This window comes from Shigella sp. FC1544, assembly GCF_001722145.1.
Taxonomy (GTDB): Bacteria; Pseudomonadota; Gammaproteobacteria; order Enterobacterales; family Enterobacteriaceae; genus Escherichia; species Escherichia coli.
On the sequence record NZ_MECT01000144.1, the window covers coordinates 11,664 to 35,515 of the forward strand.

22 protein-coding genes and 3 pseudogenes are annotated in these 23,852 nt (G+C 52.6%); 8 read left to right on the forward strand and 17 right to left on the reverse strand.

Translation table 11 applies throughout. The annotated features are described in order from the left end of the window. Positions 1-70 precede the first annotated feature (70 nt). Entirely contained in the window at positions 71-757 is a 687-nt protein-coding gene (locus tag BGK49_RS09420; RefSeq protein WP_001223173.1) for a tRNA/rRNA methyltransferase, read from the reverse strand. 399 nt (positions 758-1,156) lie between these two features. Then, positions 1,157-1,297, reverse strand: a complete 141-nt coding sequence (gene yjjY / locus BGK49_RS09425; protein WP_001303782.1) for a YjjY family protein — start codon at positions 1,295-1,297, stop codon at positions 1,157-1,159. Between the two features lie 95 nt (positions 1,298-1,392). On the opposite strand from yjjY, the gene arcA reads away from it, so the two are divergent. Next, positions 1,393-2,109, forward strand: coding sequence for a two-component system response regulator ArcA (gene arcA / locus BGK49_RS09430; protein ID WP_001194358.1), 717 nt, complete (start codon positions 1,393-1,395; stop codon positions 2,107-2,109). Between the two features lie 59 nt (positions 2,110-2,168). On the opposite strand, the gene creD is transcribed toward arcA, so the two are convergent. From creD to creA, 4 genes are read right to left on the reverse strand one after another with little or no spacing between them, the layout of a single operon-like run. Beyond that, positions 2,169-3,467, reverse strand: a complete 1,299-nt coding sequence (gene creD / locus BGK49_RS09435; RefSeq protein ID WP_000920342.1) for a cell envelope integrity protein CreD — start codon at positions 3,465-3,467, stop codon at positions 2,169-2,171. A 57-nt stretch (positions 3,468-3,524) separates the two neighbouring features. Beyond that, complete coding sequence (gene creC, locus BGK49_RS09440; RefSeq protein WP_001219621.1) at positions 3,525-4,949, reverse strand: two-component system sensor histidine kinase CreC; 1,425 nt, start codon at positions 4,947-4,949, stop codon at positions 3,525-3,527. After that, complete coding sequence (gene creB, locus BGK49_RS09445) at positions 4,949-5,638, reverse strand: two-component system response regulator CreB (RefSeq protein WP_024258074.1); 690 nt, start codon at positions 5,636-5,638, stop codon at positions 4,949-4,951. The genes creC and creB overlap by 1 nt, the downstream gene beginning before the upstream one ends. 12 nt (positions 5,639-5,650) lie before the next feature. Continuing rightward, positions 5,651-6,124 (reverse strand): protein CreA, encoded by a 474-nt coding sequence (gene creA / locus BGK49_RS09450; RefSeq protein ID WP_000875487.1) that lies wholly within the window; start codon positions 6,122-6,124, stop codon positions 5,651-5,653. A gap of 210 nt (positions 6,125-6,334) precedes the next feature. On the opposite strand from creA, the gene robA reads away from it, so the two are divergent. Beyond that, on the forward strand, positions 6,335-7,204 hold the full coding sequence (robA, locus tag BGK49_RS09455; protein ID WP_000371666.1) for an MDR efflux pump AcrAB transcriptional activator RobA: 870 nt from the start codon (positions 6,335-6,337) through the stop codon (positions 7,202-7,204). On the opposite strand, the gene gpmB is transcribed toward robA, so the two are convergent. Next, a complete protein-coding gene (gpmB, locus tag BGK49_RS09460; RefSeq protein ID WP_000942339.1) occupies positions 7,201-7,848 on the reverse strand; it encodes a 2,3-diphosphoglycerate-dependent phosphoglycerate mutase GpmB in 648 nt (215 codons plus the stop codon). The two genes, robA and gpmB, sit on opposite strands and share 4 nt — an antisense overlap. Before the next feature lie 51 nt (positions 7,849-7,899). Here gpmB and yjjX point away from each other — a divergent pair, with 51 nt between their 5' ends. Next, complete coding sequence (gene yjjX, locus BGK49_RS09465; RefSeq protein ID WP_001297279.1) at positions 7,900-8,421, forward strand: inosine/xanthosine triphosphatase; 522 nt, start codon at positions 7,900-7,902, stop codon at positions 8,419-8,421. 84 nt (positions 8,422-8,505) lie between these two features. Here the strand turns inward: yjjX and trpR are convergent, their stop codons facing one another. Together trpR and sltY are read right to left on the reverse strand one after the other, a co-directional pair. Continuing rightward, positions 8,506-8,832 carry a trp operon repressor gene (gene trpR / locus BGK49_RS09470; protein WP_000068679.1) on the reverse strand — a complete coding sequence of 109 codons (327 nt, stop codon included), beginning with the start codon at positions 8,830-8,832 and terminating at the stop codon, positions 8,506-8,508. A gap of 89 nt (positions 8,833-8,921) precedes the next feature. Further along, positions 8,922-10,859 carry a murein transglycosylase gene (gene sltY, locus BGK49_RS09475; RefSeq protein WP_005025092.1) on the reverse strand — a complete coding sequence of 646 codons (1,938 nt, stop codon included), beginning with the start codon at positions 10,857-10,859 and terminating at the stop codon, positions 8,922-8,924. A gap of 210 nt (positions 10,860-11,069) precedes the next feature. Here sltY and ettA point away from each other — a divergent pair, with 210 nt between their 5' ends. Further along, positions 11,070-12,737: an energy-dependent translational throttle protein EttA gene (gene ettA / locus BGK49_RS09480; RefSeq protein ID WP_000046749.1), complete on the forward strand. Its 1,668-nt coding sequence runs from the start codon at positions 11,070-11,072 to the stop codon at positions 12,735-12,737. Between the two features lie 160 nt (positions 12,738-12,897). On the opposite strand, the pseudogene nadS reads toward ettA, so the two are convergent. The 4 genes and pseudogenes from nadS to serB all read right to left on the reverse strand — a co-directional run. Beyond that, positions 12,898-13,005 (reverse strand): annotated as a pseudogene (gene nadS / locus BGK49_RS31430) (NadS family protein); the annotation flags it as partial. 38 nt (positions 13,006-13,043) lie between these two features. Further along, positions 13,044-14,276, reverse strand: coding sequence for a multifunctional transcriptional regulator/nicotinamide-nucleotide adenylyltransferase/ribosylnicotinamide kinase NadR (nadR, locus tag BGK49_RS09490; RefSeq protein ID WP_000093810.1), 1,233 nt, complete (start codon positions 14,274-14,276; stop codon positions 13,044-13,046). 20 nt (positions 14,277-14,296) lie between these two features. Then, the gene (gene radA, locus BGK49_RS09495; RefSeq protein WP_001029698.1) at positions 14,297-15,679 is read right to left on the reverse strand and encodes a DNA repair protein RadA; all 1,383 of its coding nucleotides are present in this window, start codon (positions 15,677-15,679) and stop codon (positions 14,297-14,299) included. A 48-nt stretch (positions 15,680-15,727) separates the two neighbouring features. Next, positions 15,728-16,696, reverse strand: coding sequence for a phosphoserine phosphatase (serB, locus tag BGK49_RS09500; protein ID WP_001132955.1), 969 nt, complete (start codon positions 16,694-16,696; stop codon positions 15,728-15,730). 105 nt (positions 16,697-16,801) lie between these two features. Here serB and BGK49_RS09505 point away from each other — a divergent pair, with 105 nt between their 5' ends. The 3 genes and pseudogenes from BGK49_RS09505 (at position 16,802) to BGK49_RS30965 (ending at position 18,785) form a co-directional block, all read left to right on the forward strand. Then, positions 16,802-17,446 (forward strand): YtjB family periplasmic protein, encoded by a 645-nt coding sequence (locus BGK49_RS09505; RefSeq protein WP_000124627.1) that lies wholly within the window; start codon positions 16,802-16,804, stop codon positions 17,444-17,446. A 27-nt stretch (positions 17,447-17,473) separates the two neighbouring features. Then, positions 17,474-18,490: a lipoate--protein ligase LplA gene (gene lplA, locus BGK49_RS09510; protein WP_000105858.1), complete on the forward strand. Its 1,017-nt coding sequence runs from the start codon at positions 17,474-17,476 to the stop codon at positions 18,488-18,490. Between the two features lie 31 nt (positions 18,491-18,521). Beyond that, positions 18,522-18,785 (forward strand): annotated as a pseudogene (locus BGK49_RS30965) (helix-turn-helix domain-containing protein). Between the two features lie 160 nt (positions 18,786-18,945). On the opposite strand, the gene deoD reads toward BGK49_RS30965, so the two are convergent. The 4 genes from deoD to deoC form a co-directional block, all read right to left on the reverse strand. Beyond that, positions 18,946-19,665: a purine-nucleoside phosphorylase gene (gene deoD, locus BGK49_RS09520; RefSeq protein ID WP_000224877.1), complete on the reverse strand. Its 720-nt coding sequence runs from the start codon at positions 19,663-19,665 to the stop codon at positions 18,946-18,948. 79 nt (positions 19,666-19,744) lie between these two features. Beyond that, the gene (gene deoB, locus BGK49_RS09525) at positions 19,745-20,968 is read right to left on the reverse strand and encodes a phosphopentomutase (RefSeq protein WP_000816471.1); all 1,224 of its coding nucleotides are present in this window, start codon (positions 20,966-20,968) and stop codon (positions 19,745-19,747) included. 51 nt (positions 20,969-21,019) lie between these two features. Continuing rightward, positions 21,020-22,342 carry a thymidine phosphorylase gene (gene deoA / locus BGK49_RS09530; protein WP_000477790.1) on the reverse strand — a complete coding sequence of 441 codons (1,323 nt, stop codon included), beginning with the start codon at positions 22,340-22,342 and terminating at the stop codon, positions 21,020-21,022. A gap of 126 nt (positions 22,343-22,468) precedes the next feature. Then, positions 22,469-23,248: a deoxyribose-phosphate aldolase gene (gene deoC, locus BGK49_RS09535; RefSeq protein WP_001365356.1), complete on the reverse strand. Its 780-nt coding sequence runs from the start codon at positions 23,246-23,248 to the stop codon at positions 22,469-22,471. A 257-nt stretch (positions 23,249-23,505) separates the two neighbouring features. Between deoC and BGK49_RS09545 the strand changes: the two are divergent. Continuing rightward, positions 23,506-23,760, forward strand: a pseudogene (locus tag BGK49_RS09545) (glycyl radical enzyme domain-containing protein); the annotation flags it as partial. Positions 23,761-23,852: the final 92 nt, after the last annotated feature.

Consider the following 23,852-nt stretch of genomic DNA (forward strand, 5'->3'; position numbering starts at 1 on the left):
AATCCACACAGAGACATATTGCCCGTTGCAGTCAGAATGAAAAGCTGAAAAATACTTACTAAGGCGTTTTTTATTTGGTGATATTTTTTTCAATATCATGCAGCAAACGGTGCAACATTGCCGTGTCTCGTTGCTCTAAAAGCCCCAGGCGTTGTTGTAACCAGTCGACCAGTTTTATGTCATCTGCCACTGCCAGAGTCGTCAGCAATGCCATGACTCGTTCGCGTAAAGCTTGCAGTTGATGTTGGTCTGCCGTTGTGTCACTTTTCGTCGGTTGTTGTATTAATGTTGCTAATTGATAGCAATAGACCATCACCGCCTGCCCCAGATTGAGCGAAGGATAATCCGCCACCATCGGCACACCAGTAAGAACGTCAGCCAACGCTAACTCTTCGTTAGTCAGCCCGGAATCTTCGCGACCAAACACCAGCGCGGCATGGCTCATCCATGAAGATTTTTCCTCTAACAGCAGCACCAGTTCTACTGGCGTGGCGTAGTAATGATATTTCGCCCGACTGCGCGCAGTGGTGGCGACAGTGAAATCGACATCGTGTAACGATTCAACCAGTGTCGGGAAAACTTTAATATTATCAATAATATCACCAGATCCATGTGCGACCCAGCGAGTGGCTGGCTCCAGATGTGCCTGACTATCGACAATCCGCAGTTCGCTAAAACCCATCGTTTTCATTGCCCGCGCCGCTGCCCCAATATTTTCTGCTCTGGCGGGTGCGACCAGAATAATCGTTATACGCATATTGCCACTCTTCTTGACCAAATGACCGCGAACAGGGTGATCACTGTCAACTTATTACGCGGTGCGAATTTACAAATCCTTAACGTAAGTCGCAGAAAAAGCCCTTTACTTATCTTAAAAAAGGCTAAACTATTTCCTGACTGTACTAACGGTTGAATTGTTAAAAAATGCTACATATCCTTCTGTTTACTTAGGATAATTTTATAAAAAATAAATCTCGACAATTGGATTCACCACGTTTATTAGTTGTATGATGCAACTAGTTGGATTATTAAAATAATGTGACGAAAGCTAGCATTTAGATACGATGATTTCATCAAACTGTTAACGTGCTACAATTGAACTTGATATATGTCAACGAAGCGTAGTTTTATTGGGTGTCCGGCCCCTCTTAGCCTGTTATGTTGCTGTTAAAATGGTTAGGATGACAGCCGTTTTTGACACTGTCGGGTCCTGAGGGAAAGTACCCACGACCAAGCTAATGATGTTGTTGACGTTGATGGAAAGTGCATCAAGAACGCAATTACGTACTTTAGTCATGTTACGCCGATCATGTTAATTTGCAGCATGCATCAGGCAGGTCAGGGACTTTTGTACTTCCTGTTTCGATTTAGTTGGCAATTTAGGTAGCAAACATGCAGACCCCGCACATTCTTATCGTTGAAGACGAGTTGGTAACACGCAACACGTTGAAAAGTATTTTCGAAGCGGAAGGCTATGATGTTTTCGAAGCGACAGATGGCGCGGAAATGCATCAGATCCTCTCTGAATATGACATCAACCTGGTGATCATGGATATCAATCTGCCGGGTAAGAACGGTCTTCTGTTAGCGCGTGAACTGCGCGAGCAGGCGAATGTTGCGTTGATGTTCCTGACTGGCCGTGACAACGAAGTCGATAAAATTCTCGGCCTCGAAATCGGTGCAGATGACTACATCACCAAACCGTTCAACCCGCGTGAACTGACGATTCGTGCACGCAACCTGCTGTCCCGTACCATGAATCTGGGTACTGTCAGCGAAGAACGTCGTAGCGTTGAAAGCTACAAGTTCAATGGTTGGGAACTGGACATCAACAGCCGTTCGTTGATCGGCCCTGATGGCGAGCAGTACAAGCTGCCGCGCAGCGAGTTCCGCGCCATGCTTCACTTCTGTGAAAACCCAGGCAAAATTCAGTCTCGTGCTGAACTGCTGAAGAAAATGACCGGCCGTGAGCTGAAACCACACGACCGTACTGTAGACGTGACGATCCGCCGTATTCGTAAACATTTCGAATCTACGCCGGATACGCCGGAAATCATCGCCACCATCCACGGTGAAGGTTATCGCTTCTGTGGTGATCTGGAAGATTAATCGGCTTTACCACCGTCAAAAAAAACGGCGCTTTTTAGCGCCGTTTTTATTTTTCAACCTTATTTCCAGATACGTAATTGATCGTCCATTGTAACTTCTTTACTGGCTTTCATTTTCGGCAGTGAAAACGCATACCAGTCGATATTACGAGTCACAAACATCATGCCGGCCAGCGCCACCACCAGCACACTGGTTCCCAACAACAGCGCGAGGGTAAACAACATGCTGTTGCGCCAGCCTTTCAATACCGCCTGCAAATAAATACCGTTCATTAACGCCCCAATCAGACTGGCGATTATCCATGCCACGGTAAAACCGATATGTTCAGAAAGCGCCAGCAAGAGCAAATAAAACATCACCAATGAAAGCCCCACCAGCAAATATTGCATTGGGTGTAAACGTTGCGCGGTGAGCGTTTCAAAAACAAAGAACGCCATAAAAGTCAGTGCAATCAGCAGAATGGCGTACTTAGTCGCCCGGTCCGTTAATTGGTATTGATCGGCTGGCGTCGTCACTGCGACGCTAAACGCGGGGAAGTTTTCCCAGCCGGTATCATTGCCTGAAGCAAAACGCTCACCGAGATTATTAGCAAACCAGCTGCTTTGCCATTGCGCCTGAAAACCTGACTCGCTAACTTCCCGTTTGGCTGGTAGAAAATCACCTAAAAAACTGGGATGCGGCCAGTTGCTGGTTAAGGTCATTTCGCTATTACGCCCGGCAGGCACCACAGAAAGATCGCCGGTACCGCTTAAATTCAGTGCCATATTCAGCTGCAGGTTCTGCTTCCGCCAGTCCCCTTCGGGTAAAGGGATATGCACGCCCTGCCCGCCTTGCTCTAACCCGGTACCGGGTTCAATGGTCAGTGCCGTTCCGTTAACTTCAGGCGCTTTCACCACACCAATACCACGCGCATCCCCGACGCTAATCACAATAAAGGGCTTGCCTAAGATGATATTTGGCGCGTTGAGCTCGCTAAGACGCGAAACATCGAAATCGGCTTTTAGCGTTAAATCACTGTGCCAGACCTGACCGGTATAAATCCCTATCTTGCGTTCTTCCACGTTTTGATTGCCATCAACCATCAATGACTCAGGTAACCAAAAATGGATAAAACTTCGTTTCCGCTCCACGGTTTTATCCTCTTCCTGCACCGTATAAAGCTCGGTCACAGGAATAGCGATAAGCGGCCCAACGAGTTTTTGCGGCCCGCTGGTACTTTGGCGAATCGCGTCTTCCACATCGCTACGGTAATCGGCACGTTCGACAATCACTTGCCGAATCAGCATTATCGGAATCAACAACAGCAATACTGCACCAAACAAGGTGGTCATTTTCCAGAACAGGGGGGATTTCAACATAGTCTTCTCCTTTGCAATGGCAGCAGGATACGAAGGCTATGTGGGAAGAATTTGAAGCTATGTGAAGTGACGGTGAAGTCGAAGCGAGGCCAGCACGCCACCTTCCTGCACGTTGCGCAGCGTGACTTCGCCGTTAAACAAACGGGCGACCTCACTGACGAACGCCAACCCCAGACCGCTGCTTTTTTGCCCATTTGCACGCGGCAAAGAGTAAAAGCGTTCAAAAATACGTGACAGCGCGTAGTCAGGAATACCACTACCGGTATCCAGCACCTTAAGGGCGACGTGTTCCTGATCCACTTCGGCGCTTAGCGTTATGCGACCGCTCTCGGGGGTAAAATCGATGGCGTTATCCAGTAAATTCCCCAGCGCCTGCTCCAGTAACGCCGGTTCAGCAACAACATTAACCTCAGTGGGCATAACATGTAGAGTGATGTTTTTTTCTGCCAACTGCACGGTGCGCGCTTCGCTGACGCGGCGAAATAATGCCGCCACATCAACAACAGTCAGAACGACTTCCTGACGATTCTCCAGTCTTGCCTGGCGTAGTAACGTTTCTACCAATGCCTGCATACGCGCATTTTGCGTCAGAATGTTGTCGGTAAAACGAGCCACCACTTCCGGTGGCGGACCTTCGCGTAAAATTTCCGCCGCGCCACGAATCGCCGCCAGTGGGCTTTTTAGCTCATGGGTTAACGCATAAACATACTGCTCAATATAGTTTTTCCCTTCCAGCTTCACGCGCATACTTTCCAGCGCCTGCGCAAGCTTACGCAACTCGCTACTGCCGAGTTCAGGAAGAGGAACGGGCTTATTGTCAGTGACGGAATCGGCATAGCGAGTGAGCCGGGCAATGGAGCGGTTGATCCACCAAACCATGCCTGCGCCAATCACCAGTGCAATCCCCAGCAAAATGGCGCTGGCCCATAAAATTCGCCGCTCGCTACGCTTAATGACCGGAGCCATCGCCGCGTTCGGTTTGCCTACGCTCAAAACGCCAATAAGCCGCGAGCCGTCCATAATCGGCGCGGCAACATACATCACCGAACTTTCGGGATCGGCAGGATTTTGCAACGTGCTGCGCGCACCATACTGACCATGCAACGTTAGCCAGACGTCATTCCAGCGCGAATAATCCTGCCCAACGGCTTTATTTGCCGAATCGTACAATACTTTACCCTGCGAATCGGTCATATAGACATGATATTCATTGCGCACTTTGTTAATGCCACCGATATTGGCGCGAAACGGACGATGTTGTAGCTGATTAAACGCCTGCGCCAGTTGCCCATGCGTTGGGTCCCCAGAGAGCAAATCGGGACGCGCCAGCTCCGCCAGCAACGTTGCGGTGTCGATCAACGTCCCCTCCGTTGCTCTTCGCACGCCCGGTTTAACTTCTTTGACAAAAATAGCCAGTACGAACCAGGCCGCCACCGCCACCAGTAAAAAATAGCCCAGCAGCAACCGCATGCCGATACGCATTACAGGCCCCTCAGGCTATATCCCATGCCGCGATGAGTATTAATCGGTGAAAGATCGGGGTTGATGGCACGCAGCTTGGCATGCAACGTTTTAATGTGGGTATCAACGGTGCGATCGTAGGTGTCCTGCGCATCTTCCCACACGCTATCCATCAGTTGCTGGCGGGACCAGACGCGGCCTGGCGACTTGAGTAACGTCTTCAGCAATAAAAACTCATACCGCGTCAGCGTTAATGGCGTGTCAAACCAGCTGATCTGCGCCGCGGGTTCATTCAATTCAAAATGACCAATACGGATGACGGGAGACGGCGACGAGAACTTCTTCACCCGACGCAGTAAGGTGCGCACCCTGGCGCACACTTCGCGGGGTGAAAACGGTTTAGCCACATAGTCGTCAGCGCCAATTTCCAGCCCAAGCAGGCGATCGACCTCTTCACTTCGGGCCGTCAGGAACAGTACAGGTAACGCCGGATGGAGCGCCAGTAACTGGCTGCACAATTCAAAGCCGCTGATATCAGGCAAACCAACGTCGAGAATCATGACGTCGGGAACCAGCTGGCGAGCTTTATCCAGCACCGGCAAGCCTCGCTCAAAGACCTCGACGGCAAAACCTTCCTGCTGCAACATGTAGACCAGCGTGTCGGCTATCCCTTGCTCATCTTCCACTAACCAGACCGTTTCCCGTTGTATAAATCGCCTCTGTTATTGCCGCCACGGCATGACAGGAACCGCGCTAATCGCGTTTTTCGGCGAACCTTCTACAACTTTGTCGGAGTAAGCCAGATAAGCGAGCGCGTTGCGTTTGGCGTCATAAAAGCGCACGACCTGTAACGACTTAAAGACCAGGGACGTGCGTTTTTTGAATACTACCTCGCCCTGAGCTTTGCCGTTTTTAATACGATCCGACAGTTCAATCGGCCCGACTTGCTGACAAGAAATAGCCGCATCGGAGGTATCTTCCGCCAGACCCAATCCCCCTTTAATACCACCTGTTTTCGCCCGGCTCACATAACAGGTGACATTTTTCACATCGGGATCGTCAAAGGCTTCCACAACAATTTTGTGATCCGGGCCGATCATTTTAAATACGGTGTCGACCGAACCAATCTCTTCTGCATGAGCCAATGGCCCCAGCATTATCAGGCTTAAAGACAGGATCAAATGCTTGTATTTCATATTGTTACCATTTTTATCTATTACACGAGCAATTAGTTCGTCACGGTAAATAACATATTGATTAAGAACAAAATCTCAATACTTTTATTTCCGTCAAGCCCTAAAACATACTCTACTAAGAAAAAAACACTGAATGCTAAAACAGCAAAAAATGCTATTATCCAATTACCTGATGTCAGGTGCTCGTTGTTGAAAGGATGAGGATATTTTATGGATCAGGCCGGCATTATTCGCGACCTTTTAATCTGGCTGGAAGGTCATCTGGATCAGCCCCTGTCGCTCGACAATGTAGCGGCGAAAGCAGGTTATTCCAAGTGGCACTTACAGAGAATGTTTAAAGATGTCACTGGCCATGCTATTGGCGCGTATATTCGTGCTCGTCGTTTGTCGAAATCGGCGGTCGCACTACGCCTGACTGCGCGTCCGATTCTGGACATCGCGCTGCAATACCGCTTCGACTCTCAACAGACATTTACCCGCGCATTCAAGAAGCAGTTTGCCCAGACTCCTGCACTTTACCGCCGTTCTCCTGAATGGAGCGCCTTTGGTATTCGCCCGCCGCTACGTCTGGGTGAATTCACAATGCCAGAGCACAAATTTGTCACCCTGGAAGATACGCCGCTGATTGGTGTTACCCAGAGCTACTCCTGTTCGCTGGAGCAAATCTCTGATTTCCGCCATGAAATGCGTTATCAGTTCTGGCACGATTTTCTCGGCAACGCGCCGACCATTCCGCCAGTGCTCTACGGCCTGAATGAAACGCGTCCGAGTCAGGATAAAGACGACGAACAAGAGGTATTCTATACCACCGCGTTAGCCCAGGATCAGGCAGATGGCTATGTACTGACGGGGCATCCGGTGATGCTGCAGGGCGGCGAATATGTGATGTTTACCTATGAAGGTCTGGGAACCGGCGTGCAGGAGTTTATCCTGACGGTATACGGAACGTGCATGCCAATGCTCAACCTGACGCGCCGTAAAGGTCAGGATATTGAGCGATACTACCCGGCAGAAGACGCCAAAGCGGGAGATCGCCCAATTAATCTGCGCTGTGAACTGCTGATTCCTATCCGCCGTTAACGCTGCAGCTCATCTAATGCAGGGGCGTCCAGATGCGAGATGTCCCCTGCGGTTTCAACGACCCAGCCAGACGCCAGCCACAGGCTTTCCTGATAATCCACGCGCGAAATAGAACAGTTACGCAGACGTAAGCGGCGCGCTGCCCATGCTGGTAATCCGAGAATCGTACTCACCAGACATCCCAGTGCAATACCATGGCTCACCAGCAGCGGTCGGCTTCCCTGCGGTAAGTCCCGGCAAGATTCCAGTGCCGCATTGACGCGACCGCTGAGCTCCTGCATTGACTCGCCTTCAGGAATACGCCCGTCAACGGTGCCATTGACCAGCTGCCGACGCCAGTTCTCTTCTTCTTCGGTCAGAGAATCGATATGTCTTTTTTCCAGCACACCCATGTTTAATTCACGCAGGCGAGAATCAAAGATGATGTCACAGCCGCAGGCCTGGGCGATGATTTCCGCCGTACGCTGGGTGCGTCCTAAATCGCTACTGATAATATGCGTAATGCCAAGCTCTTTGGCACGGGTTGCCACCTGCATCGCCTGTTGCTCACCTTTGGCGGTCAGCGGGCTGTCAGACTGGCCCTGAATACGTCGCTCGGCGTTCCACTGCGTTTCACCGTGGCGGACTAGGTATACCTGTAACATGCTTTTTTTCCGTATACTGCTGTAACGTTAATTTTCTGAGTAATGCTGATTATGCACCAAGTTGTCTGTGCGACCACCAATCCCGCTAAAATTCAGGCCATTCTGCAGGCATTTCACGAGATCTTCGGCGAAGGATCCTGCCATATTGCATCCGTTGCCGTCGAGAGCGGTGTACCGGAACAGCCCTTTGGCAGTGAGGAAACGCGCGCTGGCGCACGAAATCGGGTAGCAAATGCCCGCCGTTTACTTCCAGAGGCTGATTTTTGGGTGGCGATTGAAGCTGGCATCGATGGTGACAGCACTTTCAGTTGGGTGGTGATTGAAAACACCAGCCAGCGCGGCGAGGCGCGTTCGGCTACTTTGCCGTTACCTGCGGTGATTCTGCAGAAAGTGCGTGAAGGTGAGGCGCTTGGTCCCGTGATGTCGCGTTATACCGGTATTGATGAGATTGGTCGTAAGGAAGGGGCGATCGGCGTGTTTACCGCCGGGAAACTCACTCGCGCCAGCGTCTATCACCAGGCGGTGATCCTGGCGCTGAGTCCGTTTCACAATGCCGTGTATCAGGCATTGTAGGACGGATAAGGCGTTCACGCCGCATCCGGCATTCGGTGCACGATGCCTGATGCGACGCTGCCGCGTCTTATCAGGCCTACAAAATCAATCGCTTTTCAGCAACACCTCTTCCAGCCACTGGCGCAGCTCCACGGGCGCGGCTTTCAGGCTGTTAGATCCACGCGTAATCGTCGCGATGCCCGCGCCGAGTTCATTTTTTAACTCACGCTGACTCATTTCGCCACGCAACAGCTCTTCGACAATACGCACGCGAGTCCCCAACGCTTCGCGCTCATCTGGCGTCAGCATCAGGTTTAACAACGGTAAATGGAGATCGTTTTGGTAGGCATTCTTAAGCAGGTCGACAAAACGTAACCACTCCTGGTGACGCTGTTCTGCCATCGCTGCTGAATAGGGTGATTGTTGGGCCATAATATGTCGCCATTGTTAGCGGGGGAAGCAAAATGCCTCCCCCGGTTGTACTCGCTAAAGAGTACGATAGCATATCATAAACGTGCGGATCAGTAACGACGTCCCCATTCCGTGGCGCTCATCAACGTCGGTTTATCCCCCATGAAATAACGGTAGTAAGCGTCATAAGCCAGCACGTTCTTCACATAACCGCGCGTCTCGGAGAACGGAATACTCTCGACAAATGCCACTGCGTCGATACGCCCGGCGCTGTTGCCAAGCCAGGTTCGCACCCGTCCAGGTCCGGCGTTATAAGCTGCTGAGGAGAAAATACGGTTATTGCCAAACTGCTGATAAACATATTGCAGGTAACTGGTGCCAATGTTGATATTCGTTTCCGGATCCAGCAATTGCCCAGGGCTGCTATAACCAGGAATAGAGAACATCTTCACCGTATGGGTCGCTGTACCAGGCATAATCTGCATCAGGCCGCTGGCCCCTACCGGTGATTTCACTTTCGGATTCCAGGCGCTCTCCTGACGGGCAATCGCCATCGCATAGCTTTGCGGGATCTCTTTCCCACTGGTGTAACGTTTGAAAAGATCGTTGTAAGCCAGCGGGAATCGCTCTTCCAGATGATCCCAAAGCTTCCCGGCGCTCGTTGCCTGAACGCTAAGATCCCACCATTGGTTATTGAAAGCATACCGAGCCAGTTGAGCCTGCTCTGTTTTTGACTTGCTCTTCACCAGATTGGCCCACTCGCTACGCGCGGTGTTATCGAGATTCCAGTACATCAACTCGCGCACGCGCGCCATCTCCGGCCCCTGAGTCAGGGCGCTGTCAACATTCTGCGGCGCTTTATCAATCTTCAGCTCATACTCTTCTCCGATGCGTTGTGCTGCAACCATCGGGTAGAAACCACGCTGTTGCATGAGTTGATGCAAAATCTCTTTCGCTTCAGCTTCACGTCCGCGTTCCAGCAATAAATCCGCCTGCCAGTAACGCCATTCATCTTTCTCTTTTGCTTCCATCGGCAGACGCGCCAGCCAGGTATTCAGGCCGCGACGATCGCCGGTGCCAAGTGCCATTCGCACACGGCGTTCAATCAACGACGTGGATTGCGAGCGCATAATGGCGTCATCGCGCCATTTCGCCTGCTCGTCGGTGACATCGTTGCCCATCAAACGCCAGGCGACGATATCGCGCAGCTCCTGAATCTGATCTTCATTAAGCTGCTGCGCCTGGGCAAGCGACGGGATCATCAGCCGTGCATTTTCAGCATCCTGCCGCGCCACACTGGCAAACGCCACCGCTGCCATTTGACGGGTAAAATCGGTCGCTCCGGTTGTACGCGCGAAGGTCAGTACCGTATTAGGGTTGTTCGCCAGTGAAATGATTGCCGAGGCGATAGTCTGGTAATCGGCAGGCATCTGCCCTGCCAGCACTGTTACCAGGCCAGTGTTACCCGCTTTCATCGCCAGACGGATACGCTCTAAATACGCCAGCGGATCTTGTTTACCTGACGCACGCCAGACGCTAAATAACTTGTCACAGGCGTTAGGCTGGCTCTTGCCGGTTAGCCACAGCTCTTTCGCCCCTTGCCAGGCTTCTTCACTCTGCCCGGTGTTCCATTTCGCATAGTAGTAATTACATTGCGCTTCGGTAGTTCCGGGCTTTTCCGGGCTAAAGGCTAACAAGCCACGCCAGTCTTCACGCCGCGCCAGTTCATTGACGAAACGAGATTGCAGCGTGCGAGCGGGAGGAAGCGTGGGGTTAGCGCGAACAAAGTTAGTGACCGTCACCGCCGGTTGATTCATCAGATCATCGGTGATCTGGCGGTATTCCAGGTAGGGATAAAGCGGATAATCCTTCAGTCCAGGCATCATTTGTTCGACCACATCCATTTGTCGATTATCCCAGGCCTGCTTGATTTGCGCGTAACGGCTACGCTGCTCATCCAGTGAGTCGGCTCGCGCCACGCTGCTGACCGTCAGCAGACAGACACCGGCAGCCAACAGCCGCCAGGTAACTTGTTTGGCTTTTTCCACAAGCGCATCCTCTAAGTGTAAATACATCAATGCAGCGTCATGCCGCGTAATAGATTTATGCTAACCAGTCATTGCCGTTTACGCCACGTTACGGACACTTTTTTACTTTTACTGCGAAGGTGATCGACCAACTGGGATTAGGCGGGGAAAAAGGCTACACTTCGCCTTTGAAAACTCATCATCACGATAAACATAGAGGCGAAGTCCAACGTGGCTCAATTCGTTTATACCATGCATCGTGTCGGCAAAGTTGTTCCGCCGAAACGTCATATTTTGAAAAACATCTCTCTGAGTTTCTTCCCTGGGGCAAAAATTGGTGTCCTGGGTCTGAACGGCGCGGGTAAGTCTACCCTGCTGCGCATTATGGCGGGCATTGATAAAGACATCGAAGGTGAAGCGCGTCCGCAGCCAGACATCAAGATTGGTTACCTGCCGCAGGAACCGCAGCTGAACCCGGAACACACCGTGCGTGAGTCCATTGAAGAAGCGGTTTCTGAAGTGGTTAACGCCCTGAAACGCCTGGATGAAGTGTATGCGCTGTACGCCGATCCGGATGCCGATTTTGACAAGCTGGCCGCTGAACAAGGCCGTCTGGAAGAGATCATTCAGGCTCACGACGGTCATAACCTGAACGTACAGCTGGAGCGTGCGGCGGATGCGCTACGTCTGCCGGACTGGGACGCGAAAATCGCTAACCTCTCCGGTGGTGAGCGTCGTCGCGTAGCGTTGTGCCGCCTGCTGCTGGAAAAACCAGACATGCTGCTGCTCGACGAACCGACCAACCACCTGGATGCCGAATCCGTGGCCTGGCTGGAACGCTTCCTGCACGACTTCGAGGGCACCGTGGTGGCGATTACCCACGACCGTTACTTCCTCGATAACGTTGCAGGCTGGATCCTCGAACTTGACCGCGGTGAAGGTATTCCGTGGGAAGGCAACTACTCCTCCTGGCTGGAGCAGAAAGATCAGCGCCTGGCGCAGGAAGCTTCACAAGAAGCGGCGCGTCGTAAGTCGATCGAGAAAGAGCTGGAGTGGGTACGTCAGGGAACTAAAGGCCGCCAGTCGAAAGGTAAAGCACGTCTGGCACGCTTTGAAGAGCTGAACAGCACCGAATATCAGAAACGTAACGAAACCAACGAACTGTTTATTCCACCTGGACCGCGTCTGGGCGATAAAGTGCTGGAAGTCAGCAACCTGCGTAAATCCTACGGTGATCGCCTGCTGATTGATGACCTGAGCTTCTCGATCCCGAAAGGGGCAATCGTCGGGATCATCGGTCCGAACGGCGCGGGTAAATCGACCCTGTTCCGTATGATCTCTGGTCAGGAACAGCCGGACAGCGGCACCATCACTTTAGGTGAAACGGTGAAACTGGCATCGGTTGATCAGTTCCGTGACTCAATGGATAACAGCAAAACCGTTTGGGAAGAAGTTTCCGGCGGGCTGGATATTATGAAGATCGGCAACACCGAGATGCCAAGCCGCGCCTACGTTGGCCGCTTTAACTTTAAAGGGGTTGATCAGGGTAAACGCGTTGGTGAACTTTCCGGTGGTGAGCGCGGTCGTCTGCATCTGGCGAAGCTGCTGCAGGTTGGCGGCAACATGCTGCTGCTCGACGAACCAACCAACGACCTGGATATCGAAACCCTGCGCGCGCTGGAAAACGCCCTGCTGGAGTTCCCGGGCTGTGCGATGGTTATCTCGCACGACCGTTGGTTCCTCGACCGTATCGCCACACACATCCTGGACTACCAGGATGAAGGTAAAGTTGAGTTCTTCGAAGGTAACTTTACTGAGTACGAAGAGTACAAGAAACGCACGCTGGGCGCAGACGCACTGGAGCCGAAGCGTATCAAGTACAAGCGTATTGCGAAGTAATGCGTAAAATGCCGGATGCGGCGTGAACGCCTTATCCGGCCTACAAACCAAGAAATTTCAATACGTTGTGAATCTCCAGGCCTGATAAGACGCGGTAAGCGTCGCATCAGGCATTGAGCACCGAATGCCGGATACGGCGTGAACGCCTTTTCCGGCCTACAATAGCCTTAGTATCCGCAATTTCGTAGCGGGTCACCCGTGCTGATTCTTTTAAACCTTGTTTAATCTCGACAGCCTCTTCCAGAGAGGTTTTCAACTCATCAAAAAACTTATTTTATACCTCGCCTTTGAGCCGTTTCATCGCGGTTATCTCTGCTCCCCCATCATCTCCCGCACCAGCTCCACGCAGCGCAGGAAACGGCTGTCATAATCGTCCTCTTCAACCCGCACGAATTCGATATTGTTCTCTTCCAGCATCTCCACCAGCAAGTTCTGGAACTCTTTGCGATCCACCGAACTGCCGAGGCTGCGTAAACCATCCGCCACCCACGGCGTGTTGTTCTCCAGCAGGATCACCAGATCGAAACGGTATTCATCAATCAACGCCTGTACGAACGGATGCTCACGCCCTTCGTACTTTTTGCAGAACGCCTGGGTAGTGACAAAATCAGTGTCAATAAACGCCACTTTATTGGCATATTTCACTGCAAAATCAATGTATTGTGCGTGGCCCAGCGCGATTTTATCGTAATCGGAATACTGCAATGCGATCTCATCACCGCCGAGGTGTGAAAAGACATAATCGCGACCATATTCCCACGCACTGGTGGTATTGAAGATATTGGCAAGTTTGTTTACCAGGGTGGATTTACCGCTCGACTCGCCACCAAGGATCGCCACGGTACGTACAAAGAACGGCTTCACTTCCGTAGGAATATATTCCCAGTAGCGGAACGGGTTTTCGCGGATCTGCGCACCGCTGATACTCATAAAGGTACGTTTCGGATCGACCAGCACCGTATCGATCCCCAGATGTTCCATATACTGTGGCGCATCGGCTTCTTCCGAGGTGTAGATCAGGTCCGGCTGAATCCCCTTTTCAGCCATAAACTTTTTGATGCCGTTGCTCCACACATCCCAGCCGTGCGGATACGGCTCCATGCCCTCTTCGTTGAAAGCATGAATGCGAATATTTTTCTGATATTTAAAAGTTTGTAATAACCAGCGCAGACGATCCGGCACCGTGGGCTGCTGCGACATGGCGCTGTCTTCAAACAACGCGCGGTCGCGGGTATCGTCAAAACCCATAATGATATGCAGCTCGTCAACCTGGCTACAGGCGCGCTGGATAAGGTAGATATGTCCGGTATGCAGCGGGTAGAACTTACCGAATACGACACCAATGGTTTTCTTCTGTCGGGGAAATTCAAGCCCCAAAAAACGGTGCAACGCCTCCAGCTTTTGCGCGCTGGGGCTTTTAATTTTGGCATTCAGTAACTGGCTTAAATACCCTTTGGTCATACCGCTGGCATCAGCTACCTGCTGTAGCGTGCAGCCCTGTTGCTTGATGGCAGTTTTCAGGTAATCAAATGACGACATATCTCCCTCCGTATCTCTCATTATAAGTCGTCGAACACGCTAAGCGCGTCGGAGAGTTTTTTAACGCCAAAAATCTGCATCCCTTCCGGCGCTTTTTTCGGTACGTTAGCCGCCGGAACAATCGCCCGGCGAAAACCGTGTTTCGCCGCTTCTGAAATTCGTTCCTGACCGCTGGGCACCGGGCGGATCTCCCCTGCCAGCCCGACTTCACCAAACACCACCAGATCCTGTGGCAGCGGTCTGTCACGCAGGCTGGAAACCATCGCCAGCAGTAACGCTAAATCGGCACTGGTTTCGGTTACCTTCACGCCGCCGACCACGTTCACAAATACATCCTGATCGGCCATTTGCAGACCACCGTGACGGTGCAAGACAGCCAGCAGGATTGCCAGACGGTTTTGTTCCAGCCCCACTGCCACGCGGCGCGGATTCGCCATCATCGAGTGATCGACCAGCGCCTGAATCTCCACCAGCAACGGACGCGTTCCTTCCCACACCACCATCACGGAGCTGCCGGAGGTCACTTCATCTCCGCGACTTAAGAAAATTGCCGAAGGGTTGCTGACTTCACGCAGCCCCTGTTCGGTCATCGCGAAGACGCCCAGCTCATTCACCGCGCCGAAGCGGTTTTTATGGCTGCGCAAGGTGCGAAAACGGGAGTCGGCATCACCATCCAGAAGCACCGAACAGTCGATACAGTGTTCCAGCACTTTAGGGCCAGCCAGCGAGCCATCTTTGGTTACGTGACCAACCATGACAATCGCCACACCGCGCGTTTTGGCGAAGCGCGTCAGATAAGCCGCCGTTTCACGCACCTGCGCCACGCTACCAGGCGATGATTGTACATCCGCCATATGCATCACCTGGATCGAGTCAATTACCATCAGTTTCGGTTGCTCTTCTTCGGCAATCAGGCAGATCTGTTCGATGCTGGTTTCCGACAACATATTGAGATTGTCAGTCGGCAGGCCAAGGCGATGAGCGCGCATTGCCACCTGTTGCAGCGACTCTTCGCCAGTGACATACAGCGTTTTCATCTGCTGGGCCAGTTTGCACAGCGTTTGCAGTAGCAGCGTGGATTTCCCCGCACCTGGGTTACCGCCAATCAGAATGGCGCTTCCCGGCACCACGCCGCCGCCTAGTACGCGGTCGAACTCTTTAAATCCGGTGGAAAAACGCGGCAGCTCTTCAAGGCTGATATCGGAGAGTTTCTGGACTTTTGCCACCCCGGCGCTACCGGCATAGCCGCTGAGACGCTCGTTACGCGCCACCGTTGGCGACGCAGCAAGACGCACCTCGGTGATGGTGTTCCAGGCATGACAGGCACTGCACTGCCCCTGCCAGCGCGGATAATCGGCCCCGCATTCATTACAAACAAAGGCGCGTTTTGGAGCTTTTGCCACGGTGTACCTCGTTAATGCTGTGCCGCCCGCAGGATGGCGGGCGAGCAATTACTTCTGATTCAGGCTGCCAGAGAGGATGCAGAATACCCCCATCAGGTCAGCGTGACGGATGGTGACTTCCGCCTTTTCATTCACTTTTGGCTTGGCATGGTAGGCAATCCCCAGCCCTGCTGCTTTGATCATCGGCAGGTCATTAGCTCCATCGCCAATCGCCACGGTCTGCGCCAGCGGGATTTCATACTCCTGCGCGAGGCGAGTCAAAGTTTTCGCTTTGTACTGCGCGTCTACGATGTCGCCGATCACATTGCCGGTAAATTTACCGTCCATGATCTCCAGTTCATTGGCTACCACGGCGGTCAGGCGCAGCTTGTCGCGCAGATATTCAGCAAAGAAAGTAAAGCCGCCGGAGGCAATCGCCACTTTCCAGCCCAGCGTTTCCAGCTTGAGCACCAGTTGCGTTAAGCCTGGCATCAGCGGCAGATTTTCACGCACCTGTTGCAGAATATTGGCGTCAGCGCCTTTCAGCGTCGCCACACGGCTGCGCAGGCTGGCGGTAAAATCGAGTTCGCCGCGCATCGCCCGTTCGGTTACTTCCGCCACCATCTCGCCCGTTCCGGCCAGTTTGGCAATTTCATCAATACATTCAATCTGGATGGCGGTGGAATCCATGTCCATCACCAGCAAACCCGGCGTGCGCAGGTGCGGGATTTTCCCCAGCGGGGCGACATCCAGTTGCGCTTCATGGGCCAGGCGCGTAGCCCGTGCGGTGAGTGAACCTGCCAGACGAATCACCTGATAATCTTCCACGCACCAGGCGGCAACAATCACCATCGCCGCACCCAGTTTGCTCTGGTATTGGGTCAGACGCTGTTTATCCAGCCCACGACCATACAGCAACCAGCCGCTACGACCTGCGTGGTAATCCAGTGGCATCACTTCATCACCACTTAATGAAAGAGGCAGACCAGGCCATAAAGAGACATCTTCAGGCAGGTCGCACCAGGTAATGTTAGGCATTAAGGCTCCTGTAAAATCGTTCGAAGCAGGGAAAATAACGCATGAGGCTACCTTGTATCCATTGCTTCTGGCAACATTAAGTCTCAAATTTTCAAAGGGTGGAAGATGGCTCGCACAAAACTGAAATTCCGGCTGCATCGGGCAGTGATTGTCCTGTTCTGTCTTGCCTTGTTAGTGGCGCTGATGCAGGGAACGTCATGGTTTAGTCAAAACCACCAGCGACAACGTAATCCACAGCTGGAAGAACTGACCCGCCCCCTGGCGCGTCAGGTAACGCTGAACGTTGCACCGCTGATGCGTACCGACTCACCGGATGAAAAACGCATTCAGGCGATCCTCGATCAGTTAACGGATGAAAGCCGTATCCTCGACGCGGGTGTGTATGACGAACAAGGCGATCTTATCGCACGTTCTGGCGAAAGCGTCGAAGTGCGCGACCGGCTGGCGCTCGACGGTAAAAAAGCGGGCGGCTATTTTAACCAGCAGATTGTCGAACCAATTGCCGGGAAAAACGGACCGCTCGGCTATCTGCGCCTGACGCTCGACACCCATACGCTCGCCACCGAAGCCCAACAGGTGGATAACACCACTAACATTTTACGCCTGATGTTGCTGCTTTCACTGGCAATCGGCGTAGTGCTGACCCGCACGCTGCTACAGGGTAAACGTACCCTCTGGCAGCAATCGCCCTTCCTGTTAACCGCCAGCAAACCGGTGCCGGAAGAGGAAGAAAGCGAGAAAAAAGAGTGACCCATTACTACAAGAAAGGAAATCGTTATGTCCACATTACGCCTGCTCATCTCTGACTCTTACGACCCGTGGTTTAACCTGGCGGTGGAGGAGTGTATTTTTCGCCAGATGCCCGCCACGCAGCGCGTTCTGTTTCTCTGGCGCAATGCCGACACGGTAGTGATTGGTCGCGCGCAGAACCCGTGGAAAGAGTGTAATACCCGGCGGATGGAAGAAGATAACGTCCGCCTGGCACGGCGCAGTAGCGGTGGCGGCGCGGTGTTCCACGATCTCGGCAATACCTGCTTTACCTTTATGGCTGGCAAGCCGGAGTACGATAAAACCATCTCCACGTCGATTGTGCTCAATGCGCTGAACGCGCTTGGCGTCAGCGCCGAAGCGTCCGGGCGTAACGATCTGGTGGTGAAAACCGCCGAAGGCGACCGCAAAGTCTCAGGATCGGCCTATCGCGAAACCAAAGATCGTGGCTTCCACCACGGCACCTTGCTGCTCAATGCCGACCTTAGCCGCCTGGCAAACTATCTCAATCCGGATAAAAAGAAACTGGCGGCGAAAGGCATTACCTCAGTGCGTTCCCGCGTGACCAACCTCACCGAGCTGCTGCCGGGGATCACCCATGAGCAGGTTTGCGAGGCCATAACCAAGGCCTTTTTCGCCCATTATGGCGAGCGTGTAGAAGCGGAAATCATCTCCCCGGACAAAACGCCAGACTTGCCAAACTTCGCCGAAATCTTTGCCCGTCAGAGTAGCTGGGAATGGAACTTCGGTCAGGCTCCGGCATTCTCGCATCTGCTGGATGAACGCTTTAGCTGGGGCGGCGTGGAACTGCATTTCGACGTTGAAAAAGGCCATATCACCCGCGCCCAGGTGTTTACCGACAGCCTCAACCCCGCGCCGCTGGAAGCCCTCGCCGGGCGACTGCAAGGCTGCCTGTACCGCGCGGATATGCTGCAACAAGAGTGCGAAGCGCTGTTGGTTGACTTCCCGGACCAGGAAAAAGAGCTACGGGAGTTGTCGACGTGGATAGCGGGGGCGGTAAGGTAACTCGCTGATTAAAATACCAAAGGAAGGGAATATGATCGATCTGGAAAACCAGGAGCGGGAGATTATCAATTTAATGTTAAGCCAGCGTATTTCCTGGCTAGCCGCCGTGCGTATCAGGCATAAATTATCGCTTGCTGAAGTAAGTAAAATGTTAGGTATCTCGATTAATTCTCTAAAATAGATCGAAAAGACGGAACGGTTTAGCTCAAAAATCAAAAGCAAAATGGCAGAAATTTATGGTTGTCCACCAGAGTTGCTGATATGCCCTTCCTGGATGACGGCTGAACATAAATGAATAGATTCGTGAATAGATACTTGAATAGATTTTATTTTCTATCCATATGAAAAATAATAGTAAATCTATAAATCAGTTGCTATTGATGAATAGATACTAAAAAGCCGGAGCAGTCTCCCACTCCGGCTTCACACGACAATCGCCTTTCAGCGAAACACAATTACTCTTTATCGCCCAGCAGAACGGATTCCAGTGCGATTTTGATCATGTCGTTGAAGGTGGTCTGACGCTCAGCGGCAGTGGTCTGCTCGTGAGTGCGGATGTGGTCAGACACGGTACAGATGGTCAGGGCTTTCGCGCCAAATTCTGCAGCGACGCCGTAGATACCAGCCGCTTCCATTTCCACGCCGAGGATGCCGTATTTTTCCATCACGTCGAACATTTCGCCGTCCGGAGAGTAGAACAGGTCAGCGGAGAACAGGTTACCAACGCGAGCATCAATGCCCAGTGCTTTAGCCGCGTCTACCGCGTTACGCACCATGTCAAAGTCAGCGATAGCGGCAAAGTCATGATCTTTAAAACGGATGCGGTTAACTTTGGAATCGGTGCAGGCACCCATACCGATAACGACGTCGCGCAGTTTTACGTGCGGCAGAACTGCGCCACAGGAACCCACGCGGATAATTTTCTTCACGCCGAAATCGGTGATCAGTTCTTTGGTGTAGATGGAGCAGGACGGGATACCCATACCGTGACCCATTACGGAAATTTTGCGGCCTTTGTAAGTACCGGTGAAGCCCAGCATACCGCGAACGTTGTTCACTTCACGGGCATCTTCAAGGAAAGTTTCAGCAATATACTTCGCACGCAGCGGGTCGCCTGGCATCAAAACTACGTCAGCGAAATCGCCCATTTCTGCATTAATGTGTGGGGTAGCCATTGTTTTATCCTTATCAACATGTTTTCACCCTCTCCCTGTGGGAGAGGGCCGGGGTGAGGGCATCAAGCCGCACCCATTATCAGAACATGGCTTTGCCATATTCCATATCAGAAGTACCAAAATATTTTGCCAGAGTCTGGCCGATATCCGCGAAGGTTTCACGGTGACCCAGTGAACCCGGTTTTACTTTCGGGCCGTAAACCAGTACCGGAATGTGTTCACGCGTGTGGTCAGTACCGGTCCAGGTCGGATCACAACCGTGGTCAGCAGTGAGGATCAGGATGTCGTCATCGCGCAGCAAAGACATCAGCTCCGGCAGACGGCGGTCGAACAGCTCCAGACCCGCAGCATAACCGGCGACGTCGCGACGGTGGCCCCAGGAAGAGTCGAAGTCAACGAAGTTGGTGAAGACGATGGTGTTATCACCCGCTTCTTTCATCTCTTTGATGGTGGCGTCAAACAGCGCGTCCAGGCCAGTTGCTTTCACTTTCTTGGTGATACCGCAGTTGGCGTAGATGTCTGCAATTTTACCGACAGAAACCACCTGACCGTGTTTTTCATCAACCAGTTTCTGCAGCACGGTCGGTGCTGGCGGCTCAACAGCCAGGTCGTGACGGTTACCGGTACGCTGGAAGTTACCGGCTTTGTCACCGATAAACGGACGAGCGATAACACGACCGATGTTGTAGCCGCCGTTGGTCAGCTCTTCACGGGCGATTTCGCACAGTTCGTAGAGTTTATCCAGGCCAAAGGTTTCTTCGTGGCAGGCAATCTGGAACACGGAGTCAGCGGAGGTATAGAAAATCGGCTTGCCGGTTTTCATGTGCTCTTCGCCCAGCTGATCCAGAATGACCGTACCGGAAGAGTGGCAGTTACCGAGGTAACCCGGCAGATTAGCGCGTTCGACCAGTTTATCCAGCAGCTCTTGCGGGAAGCTGTTTTCGTGATCGGAGAAGTATCCCCACTCAAACAGAACCGGGACACCGGCGATTTCCCAGTGACCAGACGGGGTATCTTTACCGGATGACATTTCGTGCGCCCATGCGTACGCGCCGATAACTTCAGCGTTGCCGTCCATTCCCGCCGGAATGAAACCGGTAGAACCTTCGTGTGCTTTCGCCAGCCCCAGACGGGTCAGATTTGGCAGATTGAGCGGGCCTTTACGACCGTTATCAGCTTCGCCTTTGGCACAAGCTTCTGCGATATGACCCAGGGTGTCAGCCCCGACGTCACCAAAGCGTTCAGCATCTTCTGTAGCGCCGATGCCGAATGAGTCCAGCACCATAATAAATGCACGTTTCATATGTTCTCCGTACTCAGTGCTTCAAATTTAAATGATCAGATCAGTATACCGTTATTCGCTGATACGGCGATAGACAGTTGGTGTGCTTTCCGGTGCTTTATCGGCAAGTTTAATTGCCGCTTTCACCGCTTTCGCCGCTTCCTGCCAGCTGTTTTCGTCTTTCGCGTGGATAACCGCCAGCGGACGCTGACCGTCTACTTGGTCGCCCAGACGCGCCATATCAGTAAAGCCGACGCTGTAATCGATGGTGTCAGATGCCTGACGACGACCGCCGCCCATTGCAACCACTGCCATCCCCAGCGCGCGGGTATCCATTTCACTGACAAAACCTTCGGTATCAGCATAGACTGCTTTCGTCAGCATCGCTGTCGGCAGATACTTCGCGTAGTTCTCAACGAAGTCGGTCGGGCCTTTTTGTGCCGCTACCATACGACCAAAGACTTCTGCCGCTTTACCGTTGTCCAGCACCGCCTGCAATTTCGCGCGCGCTTCAGCGTCATCTTTCGCCAGTTTGCCGGAGATCAGCATCTCCACGCACAGCGCCATCGTGACATCAAACAGACGCGGGTTACGATATTCACCCGTCAGGAACTGCACCGCTTCACGAACTTCAACCGCGTTACCTGCACTGGAGGCCAGTACCTGATTCATGTCGGTGAGCAGCGCGGTGGTGCGCACGCCAGCGCCGTTAGCCACGCCAACAATCGCTTCGGCAAGGGCTTCAGAGAGTTCGTAGGTCGGCATAAACGCGCCGCTACCCACTTTCACGTCCATCACCAGCGCATCCAGACCTTCCGCCAGTTTCTTCGCCAGGATCGAGGCAGTGATCAGCGGGATGGAGTCCACGGTTGCGGTAATATCACGGGTCGCGTAGAAACGTTTATCCGCCGGAGCCAGTGAGCTGGTCTGACCGATAATCGCCACGCCGACGTCTTTAATAATTTCGCGGAAACGGTTGTCATCCGGGAAAATGTCGAAGCCAGGGATGGATTCCAGTTTGTCGAGCGTACCGCCAGTATGACCGAGGCCGCGACCGGAGATCATCGGAATATAGCCGCCGCAGGCTGCGACCATCGGCCCCAACATCAGCGAAGTGACATCGCCGACGCCGCCGGTGGAATGTTTATCAACAATCGGGCCATTCAGATGCAGGCTTTTCCAGTCGAGAACGGTTCCTGAATCTCGCATCGCCATGGTCAGCGAGACACGCTCAGGCATTGTCATATCGTGGAAGAAAATGGTCATCGCGAGGGCGGCAATCTGCCCTTCGGAGATAGTGTTGTCGCGAATGCCGTTGATAAAGAAACGAATTTCTTCATCGTTCAGCGCATGACCATCACGTTTTTTACGAATAATTTCTTGTGCGAGAAACAAGGTAACCTCCCGAGGAAAAGAGTATGAGGCGGCTTTTGCCGGATGCGTCTACGCCTTATCCGGCCTACGGGTAGATACGTCTCGTAGGCCTGATAAGCGCAGCGCATCAGGCGTAAAGCATCTTGCTTAGTAGCTGCTGGCGCTCTTACCGTCACCGTGGCCCAGCGCTTTCAACAGGCTTGCCAGCAGGCTGGAAGCACCAAAGCGGTAGTGACGCGCATCTGCCCAGTCAGCACCGAACAGTTCATCTGCGATGGCGAGATATTTCTGCGCATCTTCCGCAGTACGCACGCCGCCCGCCGGTTTAAAACCAACGGTTTTTTCTACGCCCATATCACGGATCACTTCCATCATGATGCGCGCGCTTTCCGGCGTCGCGTTCACTGCCACTTTACCGGTAGAGGTTTTGATGAAGTCAGCACCCGCTTTGATGGAGATTTCAGACGCTTTACGGATCAGCGCTTCGTCTTTCAGTTCGCCGGTTTCGATGATCACTTTCAGCAGTACATTCGCTGCCGCGCAAGCCTCTTTACAGGCTTTCACCAGGTCAAAACCAACCTGCTCGTTACCCGCCATCAGCGCGCGGTACGGGAACACAACGTCAACTTCATCAGCACCGTAGGCGATTGCCGCACGGGTTTCTGCCAGCGCGATTTCGATGTCATCGTTACCGTGTGGGAAGTTGGTTACCGTAGCGATTCGGATTTCCGGGGTGCCCTGCTCTTTCAGCGTTTTGCGAGCAATCGGGATAAAGCGAGGATAGATACAGATAGCGGCGGTATTGCCGACCGGAGTTTTGGTCTGATGACACAGAGCAATTACTTTCTCGTCGGTGTCGTCGTCATTCAGGGTGGTCAGGTCCATCAATTTCAGTGCACGCAGGCTGCTTGCTTTCAGATCAGTCATTTCATTCTCCTGGCTTGTCGCCAATAAAATTCACCTTGCGAGTTTGTTAGTATTCTAACATCTACTCCGCAACACACTTCGATATACATCACAATTAAGGAAATCTACTTACAAGTTTGCATCACTGTAATGCGATCTGGTTCAAATAATTCACTTTCAAATGAATGCGTCAGTGGTGGCAAACGCATCAGGATCAAAGTGAACATCACGAAACTTCTTACAATGGCGCATCACCTTCGGCATAAAAGGAAAAGAAGATGCCCACTTCTCATGAAAATGCACTGCAACAACGTTGCCAGCAAATTGTCACCAGCCCAGTGCTTAGCCCGGAGCAGAAGCGCCATTTTCTGGCTCTGGAAGCAGAAAACAATCTGCCTTATCCGCAGCTTCCTGCCGAAGCCCGCCGCGCGCTGGATGAGGGTGTAATCTGCGATATGTTTGAAGGTCATGCGCCGTACAAACCGCGCTATGTCTTACCCGATTACGCCCGTTTTCTGGCGAACGGTTCCGATTCGTTTGGGGGTAACCCACCGTTATATTCGTGCGGTCTTAGTGCGCTGTAATATCCAACGATATAGTCCGTTATGGCGTGAGCTGCCTCGCT

Excerpts from the sequence above, each read along its gene's own strand:
- BGK49_RS09420 (WP_001223173.1), bottom strand. The coding sequence starts at position 757 with ATGCGTATAACGATTATTCTGGTCGCACCCGCCAGAGCAGAAAATATT.
- yjjY (WP_001303782.1), bottom strand. The coding sequence starts at position 1,297 with ATGACTAAAGTACGTAATTGCGTTCTTGATGCACTTTCCATCAACGTC.
- arcA (WP_001194358.1), top strand. The coding sequence starts at position 1,393 with ATGCAGACCCCGCACATTCTTATCGTTGAAGACGAGTTGGTAACACGC.
- creD (WP_000920342.1), bottom strand. The coding sequence starts at position 3,467 with ATGTTGAAATCCCCCCTGTTCTGGAAAATGACCACCTTGTTTGGTGCA.
- creC (WP_001219621.1), bottom strand. The coding sequence starts at position 4,949 with ATGCGTATCGGCATGCGGTTGCTGCTGGGCTATTTTTTACTGGTGGCG.
- creA (WP_000875487.1), bottom strand. The coding sequence starts at position 6,124 with ATGAAATACAAGCATTTGATCCTGTCTTTAAGCCTGATAATGCTGGGG.
- robA (WP_000371666.1), top strand. The coding sequence starts at position 6,335 with ATGGATCAGGCCGGCATTATTCGCGACCTTTTAATCTGGCTGGAAGGT.
- gpmB (WP_000942339.1), bottom strand. The coding sequence starts at position 7,848 with ATGTTACAGGTATACCTAGTCCGCCACGGTGAAACGCAGTGGAACGCC.
- yjjX (WP_001297279.1), top strand. The coding sequence starts at position 7,900 with ATGCACCAAGTTGTCTGTGCGACCACCAATCCCGCTAAAATTCAGGCC.
- trpR (WP_000068679.1), bottom strand. The coding sequence starts at position 8,832 with ATGGCCCAACAATCACCCTATTCAGCAGCGATGGCAGAACAGCGTCAC.
- nadR (WP_000093810.1), bottom strand. The coding sequence starts at position 14,276 with ATGTCGTCATTTGATTACCTGAAAACTGCCATCAAGCAACAGGGCTGC.
- serB (WP_001132955.1), bottom strand. The coding sequence starts at position 16,696 with ATGCCTAACATTACCTGGTGCGACCTGCCTGAAGATGTCTCTTTATGG.
- BGK49_RS09505 (WP_000124627.1), top strand. The coding sequence starts at position 16,802 with ATGGCTCGCACAAAACTGAAATTCCGGCTGCATCGGGCAGTGATTGTC.
- lplA (WP_000105858.1), top strand. The coding sequence starts at position 17,474 with ATGTCCACATTACGCCTGCTCATCTCTGACTCTTACGACCCGTGGTTT.
- deoD (WP_000224877.1), bottom strand. The coding sequence starts at position 19,665 with ATGGCTACCCCACACATTAATGCAGAAATGGGCGATTTCGCTGACGTA.
- deoB (WP_000816471.1), bottom strand. The coding sequence starts at position 20,968 with ATGAAACGTGCATTTATTATGGTGCTGGACTCATTCGGCATCGGCGCT.
- deoC (WP_001365356.1), bottom strand. The coding sequence starts at position 23,248 with ATGACTGATCTGAAAGCAAGCAGCCTGCGTGCACTGAAATTGATGGAC.